This window comes from Blastococcus sp. VKM Ac-2987 (assembly GCF_026967805.1).
In the GTDB taxonomy this organism is placed as follows: Bacteria; Actinomycetota; Actinomycetes; order Mycobacteriales; family Geodermatophilaceae; genus Blastococcus.
Map to the genome: position 1 here is coordinate 1,131,778 of NZ_JAPVBG010000002.1, position 24,315 is coordinate 1,156,092.

The 24,315-nt window shown below is 74.0% G+C and carries 22 protein-coding genes; 13 read left to right on the top strand and 9 right to left on the bottom strand.

Features of this window, described 5'->3' with window-relative positions; genetic code table 11:
* Positions 1-12 precede the first annotated feature (12 nt).
* The gene (locus tag O2W17_RS14435; protein ID WP_269193111.1) at positions 13-414 is read left to right on the top strand and encodes a DUF2550 domain-containing protein; all 402 of its coding nucleotides are present in this window, start codon (positions 13-15) and stop codon (positions 412-414) included.
* A gap of 21 nt (positions 415-435) precedes the next feature.
* On the opposite strand, the gene O2W17_RS14440 is transcribed toward O2W17_RS14435, so the two are convergent.
* Positions 436-1,053, bottom strand: a complete 618-nt coding sequence (locus O2W17_RS14440) for a cob(I)yrinic acid a,c-diamide adenosyltransferase (protein ID WP_269193112.1) — start codon at positions 1,051-1,053, stop codon at positions 436-438.
* 74 nt (positions 1,054-1,127) lie between these two features.
* On the opposite strand from O2W17_RS14440, the gene murA reads away from it, so the two are divergent.
* Positions 1,128-2,405 carry a UDP-N-acetylglucosamine 1-carboxyvinyltransferase gene (gene murA, locus O2W17_RS14445; protein WP_269193113.1) on the top strand — a complete coding sequence of 426 codons (1,278 nt, stop codon included), beginning with the start codon at positions 1,128-1,130 and terminating at the stop codon, positions 2,403-2,405.
* Positions 2,406-2,420: 15 nt separating this feature from the next.
* Here the strand turns inward: murA and O2W17_RS14450 are convergent, their stop codons facing one another.
* Positions 2,421-2,750 (bottom strand): hypothetical protein, encoded by a 330-nt coding sequence (locus O2W17_RS14450; protein ID WP_269193114.1) that lies wholly within the window; start codon positions 2,748-2,750, stop codon positions 2,421-2,423.
* A gap of 95 nt (positions 2,751-2,845) precedes the next feature.
* On the opposite strand from O2W17_RS14450, the gene O2W17_RS14455 reads away from it, so the two are divergent.
* Positions 2,846-4,864, top strand: a complete 2,019-nt coding sequence (locus O2W17_RS14455) for a protein meaA (RefSeq protein ID WP_269193115.1) — start codon at positions 2,846-2,848, stop codon at positions 4,862-4,864.
* Here the strand turns inward: O2W17_RS14455 and O2W17_RS14460 are convergent.
* Positions 4,794-5,588: a YqjF family protein gene (locus O2W17_RS14460; protein ID WP_269193116.1), complete on the bottom strand. Its 795-nt coding sequence runs from the start codon at positions 5,586-5,588 to the stop codon at positions 4,794-4,796. The genes O2W17_RS14455 and O2W17_RS14460 overlap by 71 nt on opposite strands.
* Positions 5,589-5,657: 69 nt before the next feature.
* On the opposite strand from O2W17_RS14460, the gene O2W17_RS14465 reads away from it, so the two are divergent.
* Both O2W17_RS14465 and O2W17_RS14470 read left to right on the top strand, forming a co-directional pair.
* Entirely contained in the window at positions 5,658-6,431 is a 774-nt protein-coding gene (locus O2W17_RS14465) for an enoyl-CoA hydratase-related protein (protein ID WP_269193117.1), read from the top strand.
* Between the two features lie 193 nt (positions 6,432-6,624).
* The gene (locus O2W17_RS14470; RefSeq protein WP_269193118.1) at positions 6,625-7,971 is read left to right on the top strand and encodes a dicarboxylate/amino acid:cation symporter; all 1,347 of its coding nucleotides are present in this window, start codon (positions 6,625-6,627) and stop codon (positions 7,969-7,971) included.
* Positions 7,972-8,026: 55 nt separating this feature from the next.
* Here the strand turns inward: O2W17_RS14470 and O2W17_RS14475 are convergent, their stop codons facing one another.
* Entirely contained in the window at positions 8,027-8,932 is a 906-nt protein-coding gene (locus O2W17_RS14475) for a hypothetical protein (protein WP_269193119.1), read from the bottom strand.
* A 46-nt stretch (positions 8,933-8,978) separates the two neighbouring features.
* Positions 8,979-10,199, bottom strand: coding sequence for a sensor domain-containing phosphodiesterase (locus O2W17_RS14480; protein WP_269193120.1), 1,221 nt, complete (start codon positions 10,197-10,199; stop codon positions 8,979-8,981).
* A 108-nt stretch (positions 10,200-10,307) separates the two neighbouring features.
* Between O2W17_RS14480 and nucS the strand changes: the two genes are divergently transcribed.
* From nucS to O2W17_RS14495, 3 genes are all read left to right on the top strand, one after another.
* The gene (nucS, locus tag O2W17_RS14485) at positions 10,308-10,979 is read left to right on the top strand and encodes an endonuclease NucS (protein ID WP_269193121.1); all 672 of its coding nucleotides are present in this window, start codon (positions 10,308-10,310) and stop codon (positions 10,977-10,979) included.
* Positions 10,980-11,086: 107 nt separating this feature from the next.
* Complete coding sequence (locus O2W17_RS14490; RefSeq protein WP_269193122.1) at positions 11,087-12,868, top strand: 3-hydroxyacyl-CoA dehydrogenase family protein; 1,782 nt, start codon at positions 11,087-11,089, stop codon at positions 12,866-12,868.
* 75 nt (positions 12,869-12,943) lie between these two features.
* The gene (locus O2W17_RS14495; RefSeq protein ID WP_269193123.1) at positions 12,944-13,180 is read left to right on the top strand and encodes a hypothetical protein; all 237 of its coding nucleotides are present in this window, start codon (positions 12,944-12,946) and stop codon (positions 13,178-13,180) included.
* A gap of 6 nt (positions 13,181-13,186) precedes the next feature.
* Here the strand turns inward: O2W17_RS14495 and O2W17_RS14500 are convergent, their stop codons facing one another.
* The 4 genes from O2W17_RS14500 to mce form a co-directional block, all read right to left on the bottom strand.
* Entirely contained in the window at positions 13,187-14,425 is a 1,239-nt protein-coding gene (locus tag O2W17_RS14500; protein ID WP_269193124.1) for a DUF4397 domain-containing protein, read from the bottom strand.
* A 95-nt stretch (positions 14,426-14,520) separates the two neighbouring features.
* On the bottom strand, positions 14,521-15,786 hold the full coding sequence (locus O2W17_RS14505) for a hypothetical protein (protein WP_269193125.1): 1,266 nt from the start codon (positions 15,784-15,786) through the stop codon (positions 14,521-14,523).
* 136 nt (positions 15,787-15,922) lie between these two features.
* Entirely contained in the window at positions 15,923-17,254 is a 1,332-nt protein-coding gene (ccrA, locus tag O2W17_RS14510) for a crotonyl-CoA carboxylase/reductase (RefSeq protein ID WP_269193126.1), read from the bottom strand.
* A 117-nt stretch (positions 17,255-17,371) separates the two neighbouring features.
* Positions 17,372-17,848, bottom strand: a complete 477-nt coding sequence (mce, locus tag O2W17_RS14515; protein WP_269193127.1) for a methylmalonyl-CoA epimerase — start codon at positions 17,846-17,848, stop codon at positions 17,372-17,374.
* Between the two features lie 231 nt (positions 17,849-18,079).
* Here mce and O2W17_RS14520 point away from each other — a divergent pair, with 231 nt between their 5' ends.
* The 5 genes from O2W17_RS14520 (at position 18,080) to O2W17_RS14540 (ending at position 24,253) form a co-directional block, all read left to right on the top strand.
* A complete protein-coding gene (locus O2W17_RS14520) occupies positions 18,080-19,270 on the top strand; it encodes an acetyl-CoA C-acetyltransferase (RefSeq protein WP_269193128.1) in 1,191 nt (396 codons plus the stop codon).
* A complete protein-coding gene (gene meaB, locus O2W17_RS14525; protein ID WP_269193129.1) occupies positions 19,267-20,304 on the top strand; it encodes a methylmalonyl Co-A mutase-associated GTPase MeaB in 1,038 nt (345 codons plus the stop codon). Before O2W17_RS14520 ends, meaB begins: the two co-directional genes overlap by 4 nt.
* 60 nt (positions 20,305-20,364) lie before the next feature.
* Positions 20,365-21,834 (top strand): phytoene desaturase family protein, encoded by a 1,470-nt coding sequence (locus O2W17_RS14530; RefSeq protein WP_269193130.1) that lies wholly within the window; start codon positions 20,365-20,367, stop codon positions 21,832-21,834.
* 181 nt (positions 21,835-22,015) lie between these two features.
* The gene (locus O2W17_RS14535; RefSeq protein WP_269193131.1) at positions 22,016-22,534 is read left to right on the top strand and encodes a MarR family winged helix-turn-helix transcriptional regulator; all 519 of its coding nucleotides are present in this window, start codon (positions 22,016-22,018) and stop codon (positions 22,532-22,534) included.
* A 39-nt stretch (positions 22,535-22,573) separates the two neighbouring features.
* Positions 22,574-24,253, top strand: coding sequence for an acyl-CoA mutase large subunit family protein (locus tag O2W17_RS14540; protein ID WP_269193132.1), 1,680 nt, complete (start codon positions 22,574-22,576; stop codon positions 24,251-24,253).
* Positions 24,254-24,315: the final 62 nt, after the last annotated feature.

Here is a 24,315-nt window from a genome sequence, read left to right on the forward strand (position 1 = left end):
CGAGCGCGCAGGATGACCACGGCCCTGCTGATCCTGATCGGCGTCCTGCTGCTGCTCGTGGTCGTGGTCTTCTCGCTGCGCCGCCGGTTCCTGCTCTCCGGCCTCGGCGCGGTCACCATGTGGACCCGCGCGGGGGGCTCCGCGCGCTGGTCGGTCGGCGTCGCCTGGTACGGCGACGACGCGCTGCTGTGGTACCGCGCGCTGTCGCTCTCGGTCCGCCCGCAGCACCGGCTGCACCGGGCCGGTTTCCGGGTGCTGGCCCAGCGGCCCGCCGGCCGGGACGACGTCGGGCTGCCCGGCGACGTCGTCGTCCTCTCCTGCAGCACCGCCGGTGGTCCCCGGGAGCTGGCCATGGAGCCCTCGACCCTGACCGGCTTCCTCTCCTGGATGGAATCGGCCCCGCCCGGCAGCTGAGCGCCCGGCCGGGGCCGGAGCTCAGTCCGAGCCCGACCCGGCCGCCGCCTCGCGCTGGGCGTGCACGCCGCTGTGCGCGCCGGGCTCCCAGAGGATGTCGCCGTCGGGGTTGGCGACCCGGCCCAGGATGAACACCAGGTCCGACAGCCGGTTGAGGTAGCGCGCGGTCTCCGCGTTGGTGCGCTCCGGCTCGGCCTCCAGGAGCGCCCACACGCTGCGCTCGGCCCGCCGCACGACCACCCGCACCTGGTGCAGCAGGGCCGCCAGCGGGGTGCCGCCGGGCAGGATGAAGCTGCTGAGCTTCGGCAGCGTCTCGTTGTAGGTGTCGCAGGCCGCCTCGAGCCGCTCGGTGTAGGCGGCGGTCACCCGCAGCGGCGGGTACTGCGGGGCCTCGACGATCGGCGTGCACAGGTCGGCGCCGACGTCGAAGAGGTCGTTCTGGATGCTGCGCAGCAGCTCGGCGACCGCCGGCTCGGCCGAGCCGAGCGCCAGCGCGACCCCGATGGCGCTGTTGGCCTCGTCGACGTCGGCGTAGGCGACCAGCCGTGGATCGGTCTTCGACACCCGGCTCATGTCGCCCAGGTGCGTCTGACCGGCGTCGCCGGTCTTCGTGTAGATGCGGGTGAGCCGGACCGTCATGCCCGCAGCCTAGGTGCAGCCGGCCAGGACGCCGGTGACGGCGGTGCGCGGACGCCGCGCCGTAGGGTGAGCCGGTGGAGTGCTTCGAGGTGGCCGGGGGAGCGAGGCTCGCGGGCCGGGTGCGGGTCACCGGTGCCAAGAACAGCGCGCTGAAGCTCATGGCGGCGGCGCTGCTCGCCACGGGGCGCTCGACGATCGACGAGGTGCCCGACATCCTCGACGTGACGATCATGAGCGAGGTGCTGCGCCGGCTCGGCTGCGACGTCTCCTACGAGCGCGTGCCCGGTACCGGTGGCGGCCGGCTGACCATCGACGTCCCCGAGAAGCCGTCGACGGAGACCGACTACGACCTCGTGCGCCGGATGCGCGCCTCCATCAGCGTGCTGGGCCCGCTCGTCGCCCGCTGCGGCAGCGCCCGGGTGGCCCTGCCCGGCGGGGACGCCATCGGCTCCCGCGGGCTGGACATGCACATCTCGGGCCTGGAGCGGCTCGGCGCGACCATCGTGAGCGAGCACGGGTTCCTGGTGGCCACCGCGCCCCGGCTCACCGGCACCTCGATCTGGCTGGACTTCCCGTCGGTGGGCGCCACCGAGAACCTGGTGATGGCCGCAGTGCTGGCCGAGGGCACGACGGTCGTGGACAACGCCGCGCGCGAGCCCGAGATCGTCGACCTGTGCCGGATGCTCGGCGAGATGGGCGCGCGGATCGACGGCGCGGGCACCTCGACGATCACCGTGGAGGGCGTCGACGTGCTGCAGCCGGTGGCGTACACGACGGTGCCCGACCGGATCGTCGCCGGCACCTGGGCGATCGGCGCGGTCATGACCCGCGGCGACGTCGTCGTCGAGCGCGCCGTCGCCGGGCACCTCACGGTGGCGCTGGACAAGCTCGTCGACGCCGGTGCCACCGTGGAGGCCCTGCCCGACGGCGTCCGGGTGGCGATGGAGGGCCGGCCGCGCTGCGTCGACGTCGTCACGCTGCCGTTCCCCGGCTTCCCGACCGACCTGCAGCCGATGGCGGTCGCCCTCGCCGCGGTGTCCACCGGGACGGCGCTGATCACCGAGAACGTCTTCGAGGGCCGGTTCATGTTCGTCAACGAGCTGGTGCGGCTGGGCGCCGACGTCCGCATCGACGGCCACCACGCCGTCGTGCGCGGCCGGGAGCGCTTCTCCAGCGCACCGGTGCTCGCCACCGACATCCGGGCCGGGGCCGGGCTGGTGCTGGCGGGGCTGTGCTCCGACGGGATCACCGAGGTGCAGGACGTGCACCACGTCGACCGCGGCTACCCCGACTTCGTCGACCAGCTGCGCGGCCTGGGCGCCGAGGTGACCCGCACCCAGCGGCCCGGCTGAGCCACCCGAACCGGGTCAGCCGCCGAAGGAGACGGCCAGCGCCCGGGCCCGGTCGGCGTCCTCCGGGAAGACCAGCACCTCGGCGCGGTGCGCGCCGGGGAATCGCACGGTGGAGCGGATGCCGGCGTCGGACAGCACCGCCCGCAGCGCCAGGGCCGACTCCCGGCGGCTGAGCGTGGCGATCCGGGTGAGCAACCCGTCGTCCCCGGCCGCGATCGCGCCGCGCCCCCGACCGGGACCACCGTGGTCGCCGCCGCCGAACGCCCAGCGCGCGAACAGCACCAGGAGCACGATGACGAGCACGGTGACGGCCGGCGCCACCAGGCTCCCCGCGTCCACCGGCATGGCTCTCCTCCTGTCCGACCCGATCGAGTGTGCCACCGCCCACGCTGGGTGGGCGGGGCTGCTACCGATCGGTAACCGCCCTACACTCCGCCGGTATGCCGTTCCCGACATCGCCGACGGAGCGCGACCGCCCCTGGGTCATGCGCACCTACGCCGGCCACTCCTCGCCGGCCGAGTCCAACGCCCTGTACCGCCGCAACCTGGCGAAGGGGCAGACCGGGCTCTCGGTCGCCTTCGACCTGCCGACGCAGACCGGCTACGACCCCGACGACGAGCTCGCCGTCGGTGAGGTCGGCAAGGTCGGCGTCCCGGTCACGCACATCGGGGACATGCGGGCCCTCTTCGACGGCATCCCGCTCGACGAGATGAACACGTCGATGACGATCAACGCCACCGCGATGTGGCTGCTGGCGCTCTACCAGGCGGTGGCCGAGGAGCACGGGCACGACGTCACGAAGCTCGCGGGGACGACGCAGAACGACATCATCAAGGAGTACCTGTCGCGGGGGACCTACGTCTTCCCGCCGGCGCCGTCGATGCGGCTGATCACCGACATGGTCGCCTACACGGTGACGACCATGCCGAAGTGGAACCCGATCAACATCTGCAGCTACCACCTGCAGGAGGCCGGGGCCACGCCGGTGCAGGAGATCGCCTACGCGATGAGCACCGCGATCGCCGTCCTCGACTCGGTGCGCGACTCGGGCCAGGTGCCGCCCGACCGCTTCGGCGAGGTCGTCGCCCGCATCTCCTTCTTCGTCAACGCGGGCGTCCGCTTCGTCGAGGAGATGTGCAAGATGCGGGCCTTCACCCAGCTCTGGGACGAGCTGACCGAGGAGCGCTACGGCGTGCAGGACCCCAAGCACCGCCGCTTCCGCTACGGCGTGCAGGTCAACTCCCTCGGCCTCACCGAGGCGCAGCCGGAGAACAACGTCCAGCGCATCGTGCTGGAGATGCTCGCCGTCACCCTGTCCAAGGACGCCCGCGCCCGCGCCGTGCAGCTGCCGGCCTGGAACGAGGCCCTCGGCCTGCCCCGGCCCTGGGACCAGCAGTGGTCGCTGCGGCTGCAGCAGGTGCTCGCCTACGAGACCGACCTGCTCGACTACGAGGACCTCTTCACCGGCTCGGTCGTGGTGGAGAAGAAGGTCGCCGAGCTCGTCGAGGGCGCCCGGGCCGAGATCGCCCGCGTGCAGGAGATGGGCGGGGCCGTCGTCGCCGTCGAGTCCGGCTACATGAAGGGCGAGCTGGTGAGCTCGCTGGCCGAGCGCCGGCGGCGGATGGAGAGCGGCGAGGACGTCGTCGTGGGGGTCAACAAGTTCGACACCACCGAGCCCAACCCGCTGACCGCCGACCTGGACGCGGCGATCATGGTCGTGGACCCGGCCGTCGAGGCCGCCGCCCAGGAGGCGGTGCGGAAGTGGCGCGCCGAGCGGGACCCGGAGCCGGTGCGGAAGGCCCTGGACGCGCTGCGCACGGCGGCGTCCTCCGACGTCAACCTGATGCCCGCCACCCTCGACTGCGCGCGGGCCGGCGTGACGACGGGGGAGTGGGCCGGGGTGCTGCGCGAGGTGTTCGGCGAGTACCGGGCGCCCACCGGTGTGGCCGCGGCCGCCGGCGGTGGCGAGGCCGACGAGAACCTGACCGCCGTCCGCGAGCGGGTGCGGGCAACCGGCGAGGAGATCGGGGGCCGGTTGCGGTTCCTGGTGGGCAAGCCGGGCCTGGACGGCCACTCCAACGGCGCCGAGCAGATCGCCGTGCGGGCCCGGGACGCCGGGTTCGAGGTGATCTACCAGGGGATCCGGCTGACCCCGGAGCAGATCGTCTCGGCGGCGGTCGAGGAGGACGTGCACGTCGTCGGCCTGTCGGTGCTCTCCGGCTCGCACCTGCAGGTCGTGCCCGCGGTGCTGCGGGGGCTGCGGGAGGCCGGGATGGACGACGTCCCGGTCGTCGTCGGCGGGATCATCCCCGACAGCGACGCCCGCCGGCTGCGCGACCAGGGCGTCGCCCGCGTCTTCACACCGAAGGACTTCGGGCTCAACGACATCATGGGCCAGGTCGTCGACGTGGTGCGCGAGGCGAACGGTCTCGGCGAGAAGGTGCCCGCCCCGGCCTGAGCACCGGGCCGAAGCGGACGTCGACGCCCGGCGAGAACAGCACGCTGTCGGGCCGGCCGGGGAGGTCGCCCAGGCCGGCCGCGGGCAGCAGCGAGTCGTCGAGGTCGACGAGCTCCGCCCGGTGCAGCGGCCAGGCCGGGTGCTCGTTCGGCCAGTACGCCGGACCGCGTCGTCCGGGCCGGTGCAGTCCCCACCGGGCGGTCAGGAAGTCGGCCAGGGGGTCCGGCCGGTACAGCCGGCCGGCCACCCGGACCGTGATCGCGCTGCGCGCGCCGGCGGGGCTGGGCCAGCGCCGGCGGCAGCGGTAGGTGACGCGGTCGCCGGCGTGCTCGATCCGCATGCGCGACCAGGCGTAGGGCAGCCGGGCGGCCCAGCGGGCGGTGACCACGGGAACCAGGCGTGCCGCGTCCAGGGACCGGAAGACGACGCCCCGGCGGCCCTGGGCGTCGACCGAGTAGAGCCGGACGTTGGTCTCGGCGAAGGAGCCGAGGTAGGGGATGCCCGGTGCCCCGAACAGCCCGATCCGCTGCATGCGGAAAGGGATGAGCCCGACGTAGGTGGCGCCGTCGAGCACGTCGGGGCGGGTGCCGGCCGGCAGCAGGGGAGCGACGCGGGCAGGATCGACCGCCCAGTGGAGGAACGCGACGTCGCGCCAGCCCTGGGTGAAGACCGTGCGGCCCGCCGGTCGCGGGGCGGTCCGGCTGAGCGGTTCGGGATCGGGCACCGGCCCAGCGTCCCCCTTCGCGCGGCGATCGTCGTTGCCGACCGGCGCCCGGCATGGTGGGGTCAGGCCATGACCGACCACGGTGCGCCACGGGTCGAGCGCGACGGTGACGTCGTCCGCATCACGATGACCCGCGCGGCGAAGCGCAACGCCCTCTCCCGCGAGCACCTCACGCAACTGCTCGGCGCGGTGACCGAGGCGGGGGGAAGCGACGCCGCGGGCATCGTGCTCGCCGCCGAGGGGCCGGTGTTCAGCGCCGGCCACGACTTCGCCGACGTCGCCGGCGCCCCGCTGCCCGAGGTGCGCAGCCTGCTGCGGCTGTGCACGGAGCTGATGCAGACGGTCCAGGACGTGCCGCAGGTCGTCCTGGCCCGCGTGCACGCCCTGGCCACGGCCGCCGGCTGCCAGCTGGTCGCCTCGTGCGACCTCGCCGTCGCCGCGGAGTCCGCGGGCTTCGCCGCCCCCGGCGGCAAGGGCGGCTGGTTCTGCCACACGCCGATGGTGGCGATCGCCCGCAACGTGGGCCGCAAGCGGGCGATGGAGCTGGCACTGACCGGCGACGTCATCGACGCCGCGACGGCGCTGGACTGGGGGCTGGTCAACCGGGTGGTCCCCGACGCCGACCTGGACACCGCCGTCGACGACCTGATGGAGCGGGCGACCCGGGGCTCGCGGGCCAGCAAGGGCTGGGGCAAGCAGACGATGTACGCCCAGCTGGACCGGCCGGAGCGGGACGCCTACGCGACCGCCATCGAGGTCATGGCCGCGGCCAGCCAGCTGCCCGGCGCGCGCGAGGGCATGGCCTCGTTCCTGGAGAAGCGACGTCCGGTCTGGTCGGACTGACCGGGATGCACCCGGCCGGGTGAACCCGGCCACAGCCCGGAATGCCCGGGCGTGCGGGAGGACTGACGTACCCGTGCAGAACATCTGGGGGCTGACGCGACGGCGCACCGTCGACTTCGGCCGCGTGACGGTGGACCGCTGTCGGGGCTGACGCCCCGCCCGGTCATCCCCCACCCAGAACGGAAATCCCCCCGTGCTCGCTCGTCTCCGCCGCGTGCCCTTCGCGGCGCAGGTCCTCCTCGCCCTGGTCGTCGGCGTCGCCCTCGGCTTCGTCGCCCGTGAGATGGGCACCGTCGCCGACGGCTCGCCCAACTGGCTCACCAGCACCCTCCAGACCATCGGCGGCACGTTCGTCACGCTGCTGAAGACCCTCGTCCCGCCGCTGATCGTCACCGCGGTGATCGTCAGCATCGCCAACCTCAAGCAGGTCTCGAACGCGGCCAGGCTGGCCGCCCAGACGCTGCTGTGGTTCGCCATCACCGCGCTGATCGCCGTCGGCATCGGGATCACCCTCGGCCTGCTCACCGAGCCGGGGCGCAACAGCTCGGTCGACGCCGCCGCGCAGGCGGACCCGACCCGGACCGGCTCCTGGTTCGACTTCCTGAACGGCATCGTGCCCGGCAACATCCTCGGGCTGCAGTCCTCGGCCGAGGGCGATCTGTCGTTCAACGTCCTGCAGCTGATCGTCATCGCCGCGGCGATCGGCATCGCGGTGCTCAAGGTCGGCGAGGCGGCCGAGCCGTTCCTCGGCCTCGTCCGCTCCGCCCTGGCCATCGTGCAGAAGGTGCTGTGGTGGGTCATCCTGCTCGCGCCGCTGGGCACCGTCGGCCTGATCGGCAACGCCGTCGCCAGCTACGGCTGGGAGTCCCTCGGCTCGCTCGGGGTCTTCGCCGGCGCCGTCTACGCGGGTCTCGCGCTGGTGCTGTTCGTCGTCTACCCGGTGCTGCTGCGCCTGCACGGCCTCTCGCCGCTGCGGTGGTTCGCGGGGGCCTGGCCGGCGATCCAGCTGGCCTTCGTCTCGCGCTCGTCGATCGGCACGCTGCCGGTGACCGAGCGGGTGACCGAGCAGAACCTCGGCGTCCCGCGGTCCTACGCCTCGTTCGCCGTCCCGCTGGGCGCGACGACGAAGATGGACGGCTGCGCGGCGATCTACCCCGCGCTGGCGGCGATCTTCGTCGCCCAGTTCTTCGGGGTGGACCTCGGCCTCACCGACTACCTGCTCATCGTCCTGGTGTCGGTCATCGGCTCGGCCGCCACCGCCGGCGTCACCGGCGCGGTGGTCATGCTCACCCTCACGCTGTCCACCCTCGGCCTGCCGCTGGCCGGCGTGGGCCTGCTGCTGGCGGTCGACCCGATCCTCGACATGGGGCGGACCGCGGTGAACGTCGCCGGTCAGGCGCTGGTGCCCACGATCGTGGCCAAGCGGGAGGGCATCCTCGACCTCGAGCGCTACCGCTCGACGAACACGGTCGACCCGCTGGCCCCGGTCGAGGACCGCGGCGGCGTCGACGCCGACCTGCGGAAGCCCGTGACCGCGTAGCGCGGCACCCCCGACCGTCGGGCCCGGACCTCCTCCCGAGGTCCGGGCCCGACGGTCATCCCGCGGTCAGGTCCGCGCACCCGGACTCGTGCGGCAGCAGCGGCCGCAGCACCACGGACCACCGCTCCCCGTCGTCGCCGACCCAGGGGGTGGCCGAGTTGCCCTCAGCGGCTGCGTCGAGCACCGCCTGCGCCTGCTCCCCGGTGGCCGTCACGCACGTCGTCCCCGGTCCGATCGGCTCGCCCGGCAGCTCCGGCCCGGGCCACGGCTGCTCGGCCTGGGCCGGGTCCACCTCGACGTAGGGGCCGACCACCGCGGCCACGGCCTCCGGCCGGTACGGCTCGGGCCCGCTGACCCGGTCGGCACCCAGGGCGGCGACCGGATCCCGCAGCGCCTCGGCCAGCTCGGCGAGCCGGGCACGGGCGGCCGCCTGCTCCTCGGAGATCCCGGTGTCGAGCCCGGTGGGGAGCTCGCCGTCCGGCCCGCGCTCGGGCGCCGGGCCGACGCCGAGGGCGTAGACCTCGCGGGTGACCGTCCCACCGCCGGTGCGGACGGTGAAGCGGGTGCTGGTCACGTCGGCGACCGGCGGGCTGCCCAGGTCGCCGGTCTCCGTCACGCCGGCGGCGACCGCGCGCTCGACCAGGTCGCGCACCCCGCCGTCGCCCAGCCGGTACACCTGCAGGTTCGGCAGGGCGGGGGCCGGCCAGATGGCGATCACGGGACCGTCGGTGACGAGCCGGCCGTCGGCGTAGAGCGTCGCGGAGGGCACCCGTCCGGCGAGCATGGCCGGCGTGGTGAACCCGCCGACCTCGCTGACCTGGAGCACGACGGTGGCGTCCTCCGCGGCGGGAGTCGACGGGTCCGCGGCGGGTGTGCCGCCGCCACCGGCCACGTCGGCGCAGGCGGCGAGCAGCACGGCCAGGACCAGCAGGGTGGCGGCGCGCAGGGGACGGGTGCTCATACCCATGACGACGGGCCGGGGTGGCCGGGAGGTTCCCTCGCGGCGCTCACGCGGGCGCCCCGTCGAGCACCTCGGCCACCGGCCGCGGCCGGCCGAAGAGGTAGCCCTGCCCGAAGCGGACGCCGCGGTCGAGGAGGGCGGCCCGCTCCCCGGCGTGCTCGACCCCTTCGGCCACCAGCCGCGCGCCGGTCTCGCCGGCGAACGCCACCATCGCCGACGTCATGGCCTGCCGGGCCGGGTCGGTCTGCAGCCCCATGACCAGCCCGATGTCGAGCTTGATGACGTCGGGGCTCAACCGCAGGATGTGCCGCAGGCTGGCGTACCCGGCGCCGGCGTCGTCGACGCAGACGGTGACGCCCGCGCCGCGCAGCCGGCTGGTGACCGCCACGACGGCGTCGTAGTCGTCGACCCGGCTGTGCTCGGTGATCTCCACGGCCAGGGGGCCTCCGGGGTGCTCCAGCAGCAGGTCGACGACGGTGGGGCAGAGCAGTGCGTCGGCGGACAGGTTCACCGCGAGGGGCAGCCCGCCGGGCAACCGGCCGGCGGTCGCCAGCGCGGCGCGGGCCGCGACCTCCTCGAGCTCGACCCCGATCCCGAGCGCGGCGGCCTCGCTGAACAGCTCCGCCGGCCCCTCCCCGCCCCATCCCGGGAAGCGGCTGAGGGCCTCGTGCCCGATGACCTCGCCGGTCCGCATGTCGACCACCGGCTGGAGGAGCACCTGCACCGCCTCCTGCTGCAGGAAGGTGCGGAGCCGCGCGCGGCGCTCGGCGAGGTCCCGCCGGGACGCCGGCCGCGGGTGCTGCAGGTGGTCGCTGATCAGGTCGGCCAGCAGCTCCACCGTGCGCACCGCGTCGCCGTCGAGGTGCGTGCCCGGATCTCGGCTCAGGCAGCACAGCATCCCGACGGGGCGCTGGTCCGTTCCCCGCAGCGGTGCGCCGACGTAGGAGCCGATGCCGAGGTCGCCGGTCACCGGCAGGTCCCGGGTCCGCGGGTCCCGGCCGGCACCGGTGACCACCGGCGGCAGCTGGCCGCTGAGCACCCGGACGCAGTAGGAGCCCTCCAGGGGCGTGCTCATCCCCGCCTGCACGTTCATGGCGTCCAGCTCGCCGGTCACCGAGGTGATCAGCTGATGGCCCTCCCGGAACAGGGACACCCAGGCGATCTCCATGCCGAGCCGCGTGCGGGCCGCGTCGAGCAGCCAGTGCACCCAGTCGCCGCCGAGCCCGTCGGTGCTCGCGGTCGTGGTGGTCCCTCGCGGAGCAGGCACGCGGTCATTCTGGCCGCTGCGGTGGCGGCCGTCACCGGGTTCCGGGCCTTCCGTTTCCGTAAGTCCCGTCGGTGGCCGACCGCAGGCCGGCCGGTACCGTCGGCGCCCGTGCGCCTGGTCATCGCCCGTTGCTCCGTCGACTACATCGGTCGGCTCACCGCCCACCTGCCCCTGGCGACCCGTCTGCTGCTGGTCAAGGCCGACGGGTCGGTCTCGGTGCACGCCGACGACCGCGCCTACAAGCCGCTGAACTGGATGAGCCCGCCCTGCCGGCTCGACGAGGAGCTGGCCGACGGCGCGGGCACGTGGACGGTGACGAACAAGGCCGGCGAGCAGCTGATCATCAGCATCGAGGAGGTCCTGCACGACCACGCGCAGGACCTCGGCGTGGACCCGGGCCTGCAGAAGGACGGCGTCGAGGCGGAGCTGCAGCGGCTGCTGGCCCTGCACGTGGAGACCTTCGGGCCGGGCTGGTCGCTGGTGCGCCGGGAGTACCCGACGGCGATCGGGCCGGTCGACCTGCTCTGCCGGGACGCCGCCGGCGCGGTGGTGGCCGTGGAGATCAAGCGCCGCGGCGAGATCGACGGCGTCGAGCAGCTGACCCGCTACCTGAAGCTGCTCAACCGTGACCCCCTGCTGGCGCCGGTGCGCGGGGTGTTCGCCGCGCAGGAGATCAAGCCCCAGGCCCGGGTGCTGGCGACCGACCGCGGGATCGACTGCGTCACCGTCGACTACGCCGTCCTCAAGGGCACCGACGACCCCACCCAGCGGCTCTTCTAGGTTCGCTGCAGCTGAGTGCCCGCCCGTTACCTGCCGGTAGCGCTCGCACGTCCGGAATGGGCGGGTGAGAGACTTCCCCGCGATCACCGGCGATGGGAGTTGGCAACGTGGCCAGGGAACTGAACGAGGTCGGCGTCGTGGGGCTGGGCACCATGGGTGCCGGCATCGCGGAGGTGCTCGCGCGGGCGGGCCTGTCCGTGACCGCCGTCGAGATCAGCGACACGGCGCTGGCCCGGGGCCGCGGGCACGTGGAGCAGTCGACCGACCGGGCCGTGGCCCGCGGCAAGCTCGACCCCGCCGACCGGGACGCGATCTTCGAGCGGATCCGGTTCTCCACCTCGCTGGAGGACCTGAGCACCGTCGAGCTGGTCATCGAGGCCGTGCCCGAGCGCATGGAGCTCAAGGCGGAGCTGTTCGGCAAGCTGGACAAGATCTGCCCGCCGGACACCATCCTGGCGACCAACACCTCCAGCCTGTCGGTCACCGAGCTCTCGGTCGTCACCGGCCGGCCCAGCAAGGTCATCGGGATGCACTTCTTCAACCCGGCGCCGGTCATGAAGCTGGTCGAGGTGGTGCGCACCGTCGTCACCGAGCCCTCGGTGGTCGAGGACGTCGAGGCGCTGGCCGGGCGGCTGGGCAAGGTCGACGTGACGATCGGCGACAAGGCGGGCTTCATCGCCAACGCGCTGCTGTTCGGCTACCTCAACCACGCCGTCTCGATGTTCGAGAACCGGTACGCCAGCCGCGAGGACATCGACGCGGCCATGCGTCTGGGCTGCGGCCTGCCCATGGGCCCGCTGGCGCTCATGGACCTCATCGGCATCGACACCGCCTACGAGATCCTCGACACGATGTACAAGCAGTCGCGCAACCGGCTGCACGCGCCGAGCCCGATCATCAAGCAGATGATGACCGCCGGACTGCTCGGCCGGAAGGTCGGCCGCGGCTTCTACACCTACGCCGCCCCAGGCTCCGCCGAGGTCGTCGCCGACGACGCCACCCCCACCCCGGGCGGCGCCGCCGAGGGCGCCCGCCCCGTGCGGACGGTGGGCGTCGTCGGCTCGGGCACCATGGCCACCGGGATCATCGAGGTCGTCGCCAAGGGCGGCTTCGACGTCGTCTTCGTGGCCCGGTCGCCGGAGAAGGTGGAGGCCGTCACCTCGGCGCTCACCAAGTCCCTGGACAAGCAGGTCGTCCGCGGCCGGCTCGACGAGGCGGCCAAGGAGGAGATGCTCGCCCGGGTCAGCGGCACGACGTCGCTGGACGACCTCGCCGACCGCGACCTGGTCATCGAGGCCGTGGTCGAGTCGCTGCCGGTCAAGGAGGCGCTGTTCGCGAACCTGGGCGAGATCACCAAGCCCGGGGCCGTGCTGGCCACCACCACCTCGAGCCTGCCGGTCATCGAGTGCGCCAAGGCCAGCGGCCGCCCGGCCGACGTCGTGGGCATGCACTTCTTCAACCCCGCGCAGGTCATGAAGCTGGTCGAGGTCGTCTCGACGATCTCCACCGCGCCGGACGTCGCGGCGACCATCCACGCGGTGTCGGCGCAGCTGGCGAAGCACGCGGTCTCCTGCACCGACCGGGCCGGCTTCATCGTCAACGCCCTGCTCTTCCCGTACCTGAACGACGCGGTGAAGATGCTGGAGGCGCACTACGCCACCGCCGACGACATCGACGCCGCCATGAAGGTGGGCTGCGGGTACCCGATGGGGCCGTTCGAGCTGCTCGACGTCGTCGGCCTGGACGTCTCGCTCGCCATCGAGAGGGAGCTCTACACCGAGTTCCGCGAGCCGGGCTTCGCCCCGGCGCCGCTGCTCGAGCACCTGGTGACCGCCGGCTACCTCGGCCGGAAGACCGGCCGCGGCTTCCGGGACTACGCCGCCCGCTGACGGGTGCCCCGTCGCCGCCCGCGAGCCGGCTCCCGACCAGCAGGTCGTCGGGAGCCGGCTCGTCGCGTCGACCCGGTGGAGGAGGCGTCCGACGGCGACTGGGTCGTCCGGCCGATCACCGGCGCGTCCACGGGCAAGACCTACCGCTGCCCCGGCTGCGACCAGGAGATCCGCCCCGGGACGCCGCATGTGGTCACCTGGCCGGCGTACGTCCGGGACTCCGACCTCGACCCCTGGGACGTGGACTCCGCCGCCGACCGGCGGCGGCACTGGCACACCGCGTGCTGGCGCTCGCGCGACCGGCGCCGCTGAGCGGGCTCAGCCGATCAGCTCGGCCGACACCACCACGTTGTCGCGGTAGCTGCCCCGCACCGGGTCGAACGGCCCACCGCAGGTGATCAGCCGGAGCTCGGCCGCCGGGGTGGGGGCGTAGACCACCGACCCGGGGAAGCGGGCCTTGGCGTACCGGTCGACGGCGGTGACCCGGAAGCGGGCCCTCATGCCGTCGGCCCGCTCCACCTGCACCTCGTCCCCGGGAGCGGCCTCCGCGAGCCCGCTGAGCGCGCCCGGGCGGCCGGCACCGTCCACGTGGCCGGTGAGCACCGCGGGACCGGCCGCCCCGGGTGCCGGGCCGCCGGTGAACCAGCCGGTGAGCTCGGGGTCCCCCGGCGGGAGGAGCGCACCGGTCCCGTCCTGCCCGGTGCGGACGACGGCGGTGTCGATGCCCACGGCGGGCACCCGCAACCGGACGGGGTCCGGGACCCCGCTGGACGGCGGCACCCGTGCCGCGGCGGTGCCGGGTGCGGCGGTCAGGACGGCGAGGACGCGCGCCGGCCAGCTCCCGGCCGCCTCCTCCGGTCCACCGCCGGCCTCGACCGCGCCCGCGGGACGTACCGCGGGCCCGGTGGCGTCGGCCACCGGGCGCAGCTCGACGCCCCCTCCTGCCCGGTCGAGCACCAGCACCGTGCCGATCGAGCCGGCCGGGAGGTCCAGGGCAGTGGCCGCGTCCGCGCCGGGCACCCGGACGACGTGCTGCCCGCCGGGCACCGCGACGGACGGGCCGGCGCCCGGGAAGCGCAGGCCGGTGGCGAGCGGCGAGCCGTCGCCGAGCAGCACGTCGGCCGAGGGCAGCGTGGCCGCCGCTGCGAGCACCCGGACCCGCGCGGTACCCGGGGGAGGAGCGCTCAGGTCGTCGGGGGTCGGTTCGAGCGAGAGCCGGGCGAAGGAGCCGGTGAGCGCCACGGTCCAGGCCTGGCCGGCGACCACCTCGACGCGGGTGGCGAGCACCGGCGGGCGGGTGGCCGGGGCGCCGGCGGCGCGCACGCTGACCGCGTACGCGCCGGGGGTCAGCTCGGCGTAGCCGCGGACCTCGCCGTAGCCGAGGCCGCCGGCCACGACGGGCCCGGGGTCGGTGAGCACCTGCCCGGCAGCCGCGGCCGGGGTCAGGGAGACGTCGACCGCCGGGGTGTCGGGGGACAGGTGCGCCACCCGCAGCAGCCCGGTGCCCGGCTCGTCCGCCACGGCCCGGCCCGGCGAGGCCAGGATGCCGCCCAGCACGACGAGCAGGAGGGCCAGGACGGCCGGCAGCCCGCGTGCCGGCCGGACGCGCCGGTCCGGTGGTACGCGGGCTGCCCGGAGGTGGGGCAGGGGGATCAGGAGCGCCCCTGGCCCACCGGCTGGTCGATCGACTGGGTGGGAGCCGCCTGCGGAGCCGTGGTGGGACCGGTGGGCGTGGGCCGCGGCGGCATCGGCAGCTGGCGGGTGGCCGGCTCACCGGGGCGCTGGGCCGCGGGGAAGGTGGCGGTCACCGGGTCGGGCCGGGTGGGCTGGCGGGCCGCGGCGGCCTCGCTCTCGCCGCGGGAGGCCTGGACGGCCGGCTGCTGCCCGGTCTGCGGCCCGGGGGTCGGGGCCGGGGACCGGTCGGCGGACGCGGCCTCGGGAGCGGACCGCTCCTGGGTCGCCGGCTGGGCGGTCGGCGCGGGACGGGAGCCCGGCGCGGGCCGGTCCCCGGCGGCGGACTGCGGCGCGGCGGCGGGCTGCTCGGGCGCGGTGCCGGCGGCAGCGTGCGCGGCCGGGCGGGACCGCCGCTCGGCGCCGGCGTCGTCGCGGGACTGCTGGGGGCGGTCGCCGAGGTCGGGCAGGTCGTCCAGCAGCCGGCGGGCCTGGACCAGCCGGCTGGTCAGCTCGTCGCGCACGTCGCGGATCGCCTCGGCGCGGGCCTCGGCGTCGGCGACCAGCTGGGCCGCGTGCTGCTCGGCGGCGGCGATCCGCTGGCGCGCGGCCTGGATGGAGACGCGCTCGCGGTCCTCCTCGGCCCGGGCGGCCTCGGCGCGGCGGGCGCGCTGCGCGATGTCGAAGTCCTCCTCGACCTTGGTGCGGCGGGCCTGGGACTCGGCGTCGAGCCGGGCCACCCGCTCCTGGGCCTTGGCGACCAGCTCGTCGGCCCGGATCTGGGCCTTCTGCGCGATCTGCTCGGCGCTGTGCCGGGCTTCGCCGATCATCCGCTCGACCTCGGCCTGCCCGGCGGCGTGGCGCTCGAGCAGCGCCCGCTCCTCGGCGGCGGTCTGCTCCCGGACGGCCAGGGCGTCGTTCTCGGCGGCCTGGCGGATCTCCGCCGCCTCCTCCTCGGCCAGCTGCAGCATGTGCTGGATGCGCTCGCTGATGTTCTCGAAGGTGGGCGCCGAGGCGGTCGCGGCCTTGCGGCGCAGCGCCTCGATCTCGCCGTGCAGGGCCGACAGCTGGCCGGCCAGATCGGCCGTGCGCGCGGCGGCGGCGTCCCGGTCGGCCAGCGCGATGTGGAAGTCTTCCTCGAGCCGCTCGATCGTCGCGGCGACCTGGTTGCGGTCGTACCCCCGCAGGACCACGTCGAACGAGTGCTGGGCCTCGTGCATCGGCAGATCGCGGCGGGAGTCGCTCATGCGCCCATCCTCGCAGAAGGGGGAGGGCTCGTCACCGGTCCCTCGGGGGACGGATCCCAGGGGCCCCGGACGTCTCTGGTGCCACGCCCGACGAGGTGCCGGTGGGGCCGGCGCGCGGCCGGCCCCACCGGTCCGCTCAGATGCCGCGGAAGCGGTTGATCGCGTCGAGGTGCTTGGCGCGCTTCTCGGCGTCCTTCACGCCCAGCCCCTCCTCGGGGGCCAGGGTGAGGACGCCGACCTTGCCCTGGTGGGCGTTGCGGTGGACGTCGAGGGCGGCCTGGCCGACGTCGGCCATCGGGTAGACCTTGGACAGCGTCGGGTGGATCAGCCCCCGGTCGATGAGCCGGTTGGCCTCCCACGCCTCCTTGTAGTTGGCGAAGTGCGAGCTGAGGATCTTCTTGAGGTTCATCCACAGGTAGCGGTTGTCGTACTCGTGCAGGTAGCCGGTGGTCGAGGCGCAGGTGATGATCGTCCCGCCCTTCTTGGCCACGTAGACGCTGGCGCCGAAGGTCTCCCGGCCCGGGTGCTCGAAGACGATGTCGACGTCCTCGCCCCCGGTCAGCTCGCGGATCTTCTTGCCCAGGCGCTGCCACTCCTTGGGGTCCTGGGTGTTCTCGTCCTTCCAGAACTTGTAGCCCTCGGCGGAGCGGTCGATGACCAGCTCGGCGCCCATCCTCCGGACGATCTCGGCCTTCTCCGAGCTGCCCACGACGCACACCGGGATGGCGCCGCCGTTGAGCGCCATCTGGGTGGCGTAGGAGCCCAGGCCACCGGAGGCGCCCCAGATGAGCACGGTGTCGCCCTGCTTCATGTTGGCGCCGTTCTTGCTCACCAGCTGGCGGTAGGCGGTGGAGTTGACCAGCCCGGGGCTGGCCGCCTCCTCCCAGCTCAGGTGGGCCGGCTTGGGCATCAGCTGGTTGCTCTTGACCAGCGCGAGCTCGGCCAGCCCGCCGAAGTTGGTCTCGAAGCCCCAGATGCGCTGCTGCGGGTCCATCATCGTGTCGTCGTGGCCGGCCGGGTCCTCGAGCTCGACCGAGAGGCAGTGCGCGACGACCTCGTCGCCCGGCTTCCACTTGTTCACGCCCGGGCCCACGCGGAGGACGACGCCGGCCAGGTCGGAGCCCACCACGTGGTAGGGCAGGTCGTGGCGCTTGGTGAGCTCCGAGAGGCGGCCGTAGCGCTCGAGGAAGCCGAAGGTCGAGACCGGCTCGAAGATCGACGTCCACACGGTGTTGTAGTTCACCGAGGACGCCATGACGGCGACGATCGCCTCGCCCGGGCCGAGCTCGGGCGTCGGGACCTCCTCGACGTGCAGCGACTTCCGGGGGTCCTTGTCCTTGGTGGCGAGGCCCTCGAACATCGTCTGCTCGTCCTTGCGGACCAGCACGGCGCGGTAGGACTCCGGCACTGCCAGGCCTCCCAGCGCGTCCAGCTGGTCGGCGAGGATGGCGTCCCTGATCTCGTTCACGCGTACTCCCGGGTCATCGGTGGCCGTGTCGGCCGGGCTCGGAGGGCGGTTGCGGTGGTGCGGGCGGGGCGGATTCCGCGCGATGTTACCCGTGGGTAACCGGAGGGCTCACAGGGGTCAGTGGCCGGGACCCGCGGCGGGCTCGACGAGCTCCACCAGGACGCCGCCGGCGTCCTTGGGGTGGATGAAGTTGACCCGGCTGCCCGACGTCCCGCGCTTGGGGACGTCGTAGAGCAGCCGCAGGCCGCGCTCGCGCAGCGTGGCGCTGACCGCCTCGACGTCGTCCACCCGGAAGGCCAGCTGCTGCAGCCCGGGGCCCGAGCGGCCGATGAACTTGGCGATCGTCGACTCGGGCGTGAGCGGCGCGAGCAGCTGGATGCGGGTGTCCCCGCTGCCCACGGCGAGCATCGCCTCGCGGACGCCCTGCTCCTCGTTGGTCTCCTCGTGCACCGACTGCACCCCGAAGGCCTGGGCGTAGAACGCGATCGCCTCGTCCAGGTCGGGGACGGCGATGCCCACGTGGTCGATGGTCGTGAACAGGCCTGCGGGCAGCCCGGCGGGGGCGCTGGTCCGCTCGGCGTCGTTGGTGGTCACGCGGGCATGATGCCGGTAAGACGTCTGAGACGACAGGTCCGTGTGGTGCGCCTCACCCTCGCCGCGTGACGGCGACCACACGAGTGCCCCTGCCGGACCCCGGGCGGCCGTCCTATCCTTCCGGGAAGGCCCGGCGCCGTGCCTGGTCGCGACCGTTGCCCGGTCGCGGCCGAGCGCGGTGCGTCCCGACAACGAGGTCGCCACCGGCGGCGGCCCGCCCCTGGAGGCAGCATGTCCCGCTCGGTCATCGTCAGCGGCGCCCGTACCCCGATGGGACGGCTGCTCGGCTCGCTCAAGGACTTCTCCGCGGCCGACCTGGGCGGCGTCGCCATCAAGGCCGCCCTCGAGCGGGCCGGCATCTCCGGCGACCAGGTCGACTACGTGATCATGGGCCAGGTCATCCAGGCCGGCGCCGGCCAGAACCCGGCCCGCCCGGCCGCGGTCGCCGGTGGCATCCCGATGTCGGTGCCCTCGCTCACGATCAACAAGGTCTGCCTCTCCGGCCTCAGCGCGATCGCGATGGCCGACCAGCTGATCCGCGCCGGCGAGTACGACGTCGTCGTCGCCGGCGGCATGGAGTCGATGACCCAGGCCCCGCACCTGCTCGCCAACTCGCGCACCGGCACCAAGTACGGCGACACCACGCTCGTCGACTCCATGGCCCACGACGGGCTCTCCGACACCTTCGACCAGGTCGCGATGGGCGAGCTGACCGAGCGGGCCAACTCCCGCTACGACCTGACCCGCGAGGAGCAGGACGAGTTCGCCGCCGCTAGCCACCAGAAGGCCGCCCGGGCGCACAAGGACGGCATCTTCGCCGAGGCGATCACCCCGGTGCTCATCCCGCAGCGCAAGGGCGACCCGATCGAGTTCACCGACGACGAGGGCATCCGTCCCGACACCACCGCGGCGAGCCTCGCCAAGCTGAAGCCGGCCTTTGCGAAGGACGGCACGATCACCGCCGGCACCGCCTCGCAGATCTCCGACGGCGCGTGCGCCGTGGTGGTCATGAGCGCCGCGAAGGCGGCCGAGCTCGGCATCACCCCGATCGCCGAGATCGGTGCGCACGGCGTCGTCGCCGGGCCGGACGCCACCCTGCAGAGCCAGCCGGCGGGTGCGGTGAAGAAGGCCTGCGAGCGCGAGGGCCTCGACCCGAAGGAGCTCGACGTCGTCGAGTTCAACGAGGCGTTCGCCGCCGTCGGCATCGTCGCCACCCGTGAGCTGGGCATCGACCCCGAGAAGGTCAACCCCAACGGCGGCGCCATCGCGCTGGGCCACCCGGTCGGCATGAGCGGTGCACGCGTCGTCCTCGACGTCGCGCTGGAGCTGCGCCGCCGGGGCGGTGGCGTCGGCGCCGCCGCGCTGTGCGGCGGCGGTGGCCAGGGCGACGCGCTGATCCTGCACGTCCCCGCGAAGGCGTGACCTCGGACGGCACCGCGGTACAGACGGACGCCCCTGCCCGACCGACCGGGCAGGGGTCCACCCGCCGCTCCCGCCGCGCCGCCGACGTCCCGGCCCTCGTCGCCCGGGCCCGCGAGGGCGACGCGCGCTCGGTGGCCCGGCTGATCTCGCTGGTGGAGGACGCCAGCCCCGCGCTGCGCGAGGTCGCCGCGGCGCTGGCCCCGCACACCGGCCGGGCCCAGGTCATCGGGCTGACCGGCTCCCCGGGCGTGGGCAAGTCGACGTCGACCACGGCGCTGGTCCGGGCCCTGCGGCAGGCGGGCAAGCGGGTCGGCGTGCTCGCGGTCGACCCGTCGTCCCCCTTCTCCGGTGGCGCCCTGCTCGGTGACCGGGTCCGGATGCAGGACCACGCGGGGGACGGCGGCGTCTTCATCCGGTCGATGGCCTCCCGCGGCCACCTCGGCGGGCTCTCGTGGGCCACCCCGCAGGCGCTGCGGGTGCTGGACGCGGCCGGCTGCGACGTGGTGCTGATCGAGACCGTCGGCGTCGGGCAGTCGGAGCTGGAGATCGCCTCGCTGGCCGACACGACGCTGGTCCTCGTCGCCCCCGGGATGGGCGACGGCATCCAGGCGGCGAAGGCCGGGATCCTCGAGGTCGCCGACGTCTTCGTCGTCAACAAGGCCGACCGGGACGGCGCGGACCAGACCGTGCGCGACCTGCGCTACATGCTCTCCCTCGGCGGGCGGCACTCCGAGGCCGGTCACTGGCGCCCGCCCATCTGCCGCACGGTCGCCGCCCGGGACACCGACAACGGGGTCGACGACGTGCTGGCGAAGATCGAGGAGCACCGGCAGTGGCTGGAGGCCTCCGGCGAGGGGCACCGGCGGCGCAGCGAGCGGGCCGCCCGAGAGATCGAGGCGATCGCGCTGGCGACGCTGCGGGCGCGGATGGGCGACGTGCGCGGATCGGCCGCCCTGGGCGCGCTCGCCGACGCGGTGGTCGACGGTGGGACCGACCCGTACCGCGCGGCCGACGAGCTGCTCGGCCAGTTGTAGCGCTGACCGCGCAGGTCGCGCCCGGGGCAGCCAGGATGGACGGGTGAACGGACTACGGCAGTGAACGGCAAGGCGGACGCCGTCGTCGTCGGAGCAGGACCCAACGGGCTGGCGGCGGCGCTGCGCCTGTCCGCCGCCGGCCTCCGCGTGCAGGTGGTGGAGGCGGCGGAGCGGCCCGGGGGCGGGATGCGCACCGAGGAGCTCATGCGCCCCGGCTACCACCACGACGTCTGCTCGATCGTGCAGCCGATGGCCGCCGCGGCGCCGTTCTTCCGGGAGTTCGACCTGGCGAGCCGCGGCGTGCGCCTGGTGCACCCGGAGGTCAACTTCGCCCACCCGCTGGACGACGGGCGCGCGGCGGTATCGGTCCGGTCGCTGGAGGAGACCGCGGTGGGGCTGGGCGAGGACGCCGACGCATACCGCCGGCTGTTCGGGCCGCTGGTGGAGCACGGCACCGACGTCGTCGACTTCTTCCTGACCAGCCGGCTGCGCCGCCTGCCCACGCGCAGCGTGCCGCAGATCGCCCAGTTCGGCCTGGCCGGCCTGCCCAACGTGCGGTGGCTGGCGGAGCGCTACTTCGACACCGAGGAGGCCCGCGCGCTGCTCGGCGGTGCAGCCGCCCACGGCATGCTCGACCTCAGCCAGCCGCTCACCTCGGCACTGGGCATGCTGCTGTCGATGCTGTCGCACCACGTCGGGTGGCCGCTGATCGAGGGCGGGTCGCAGAGGCTGGCCGACGCGATGGTGACCGCGCTGGAGGAACAGGGCGGCGAGGTGGTCACGGGCCACCACGTCACCGACCTGCGCGAGTTCGACGGCGTCCCGGCCGTGCTGCTGGACACCACGCCCGAGGCCTTCGTCGGGATGGCCGGCGACCGGGTGCACGAGGGTTACCGCCGCTGGGTCTCCCGGTACCGCCACGGCGCGGGCGTGTTCAAGATCGACTGGATCCTGTCCGAGCCGGTGCCCTGGACCAACGCCGACGTGCGGCGGGCCGGCACCATCCACGTCGCCGGCGACCTGGAGGAGACCATCGCGGGCGAGCGGGCGCCGAACCGCGGGGAGATCACCGACCGCCCGTACGTGCTCGCGGTGCAGCCGACGGTGCCCGACCCCACCCGGGCGCCGGACGGCGGGCACATCTTCTGGGCCTACGTGCACGTGCCGCACGGCTCCGAGGTGGACATGACCGACGCGATCGAGCGGCAGATCGAGCGGTTCGCCCCCGGGTTCCGCGACACGGTGCTCGAGCGGTACACGAAGAACGCGGTGGCGATGGAGGCGTGGAACCCCAGCAACCTCGGCGGGGACATCTCCAACGGGCAGGCGACGCTGTGGCAGATGCTGGCCCGCCCGGTGCCCCGGTGGAACACGTACAAGACGCCGGTGAAGGGGGTCTACCTCGCGTCGGCGGCGACCCCGCCCGGGCCGGCGGTGCACGGCGCGTGCGGCGACAACGCCGCGCAGGTCGCGCTGCGCGAGGTGTTCGGCGTCCGGCACCTCCCACCCCTGCGGCCCGCCCTCCGCTGACCCCGGTCGTCCCCGCAACCGGCCGCTGCCCGGAGACGCCGATGCAGCACCTGCGTTCTCACCCGTCGTCGGCCTGCAGTGGTGACCTCGGCTGCCGATGCCACGCCGGGTCGTCAACCGGTGCAGCGAGACCGACCAGCGTGACATCGGGTTCGGCGGGGGTCCCGGTAGCGTTCCGCGCATGGTCCGACCGCTGGGGTTGCCCTTCGACCCGATCGAGCGGGCGGGGGAGACGTGGGAGCAGCGCTTCGGGCCGGCGTCGGCCATGCGCGCGGCGACGTCGGTCTTCCGGGTGCAGCAGATCCTGCTCGCCCGCTTCGACGGGGTGCTCCGGCCGCACGGGCTGACCTTCGCCCGGTACGAGGTGCTCGTGCTGCTCACCTTCAGCCGCAGCGGGGAGCTGCCGCTGAAGGTCATCGGCAGCCGGCTGATGGTGCACCCGACCAGCGTCACCAACGCGATCGACCGGCTGGTCGCCGCCGGCTACGTCGACCGGCGGCCGAACCCGGCCGACGGGCGGGGCGTGCTGGCCGCGATCACCGAGCGCGGGCGGGTGGTGGTGGAGGCGGCGACGGCGGCGCTCACCGCGCTGGACTTCGGGCTGGCCGAGCTCTCCGAGCCGGAGCGGGAGCAGCTGTTCACGACGCTGCGCACGGTGCGGTTGGGCGCCGGGGACGTCGCCGGGGGATCGACCGCGTGACGGTCGACACATGATAGTTGGACGTCCTACTATCCAGGCATGGGACAAGACGCACGGCAGCGGTGGCAGCAGCGGTACGACGCGGCGCTGGCGGGCGGGAAGGTCCGCGACGCCGACTTCACCACCCTGTCGGGCGTCGAGGTCGACCCGGTCTACGGCCCGGCCGACGAGACCGCGGTCGAGGGCTTCGAGCGGATCGGCTACCCGGGGGAGTTCCCCTTCACCCGGGGGCTGCACGCCACCGGCTACCGCGGGCGGGCCTGGACGATCCGCCAGTTCGCCGGCTTCGGCAACGCCCGGCAGACCAACGAGCGCTACAAGATGATCCTGGCCGAGGGCGGCGGCGGGCTCTCGGTCGCGTTCGACATGCCCACCCTCATGGGCCGTGACTCCGACGACCCCCGCGCGCTCGGCGAGGTCGGTCACTGCGGGGTCGCCGTGGACACCGCCGTCGACATGGACGAGCTCTTCGACGGCATCGACCTCGAGGCGACGACGACGTCGATGACCATCAGCGGTCCCGCCGTCCCGGTGTTCTGCATGTACCTGGTCGCGGCCGAGCGCCAGGGCGCCGACCTCGCGAAGCTCAACGGCACGCTGCAGACCGACATCTTCAAGGAGTACATCGCGCAGAAGGAGTGGCTCTTCCCGCCCGAGCCGCACCTGCGCCTGATCGGTGACCTGATGGAGTACTGCGCCGCGGAGATCCCGGCGTACAAGCCGATCAGCGTCTCGGGCTACCACATCCGCGAGGCCGGCTCGACCGCCGCGCAGGAACTGGCCTACACGCTGGCCGACGGCTTCGCCTACGTGGAGCTCGGGCTCTCCCGCGGCCTGGACGTCGAGCAGTTCGCGCCCGGGCTGTCCTTCTTCTTCGACGCGCACATCGACTTCTTCGAGGAGATCGCCAAGTTCCGCGCCGCCCGCCGGATCTGGGCCCGCTGGCTGCGCGACGTCTACGGGGCGACGACGGAGAAGGCCCAGCAGCTGCGGTTCCACACCCAGACGGCGGGGGTCAGCCTCACCGCGCAGCAGCCGGACAACAACATCACCCGGACGGCGGTCGAGGCGCTGGCCGCCGTCCTCGGCGGCACCCAGAGCCTGCACACCAACGCCCTCGACGAGGTGCTCGCGCTGCCCAGCGCGAAGGCGGCGCAGATCGCGCTGCGCACCCAGCAGGTCATCGCCGAGGAGACCGGGGTGGCCAACGTGGCCGACCCGCTGGGCGGCTCCTGGTACGTCGAGGCGCTCACCGACGACATCGAGCGCCAGGCCGAGGAGATCTTCGCCCGCATCAAGGACATGAGCGCCGACGGCACGATGACGTCGGGGATCCTGCGCGGCATCGAGGACGGCTGGTTCACCGGGGAGATCGCCGAGGCGGCCTTCGTCTACCAGCGGGCCCTGGAGAAGGGCGACAAGAAGGTCGTCGGGGTGAACACGCTGGCCGGGTCGGTCGACGCGCACGACAAGCTGGAGATCCTGCGGGTCAGCCACCAGGTGGAGATCGACCAGAACGCCGAGCTCGCGCAGCGCCGGCAGCAGCGCGACGACGACGCCGCCCGCGCCGCCGTCGCCCGGATGGTCGAGGTGGCCCGGACCGAGGCCAACATGGTGCCGGCCATGCTCGACGCGGTCCGCGCCGAGGCCACCCTCGGCGAGATCTGCGACGCGCTGCGCGCCGAGTGGGGCCAGTACACCGAGCCCGCGCGTTTCTGACAGCACCCCCCGCCGGCTCGGGGTGTGGGGCGAGGCCCCGGCCCCGGCCCCGGCACGCCCCG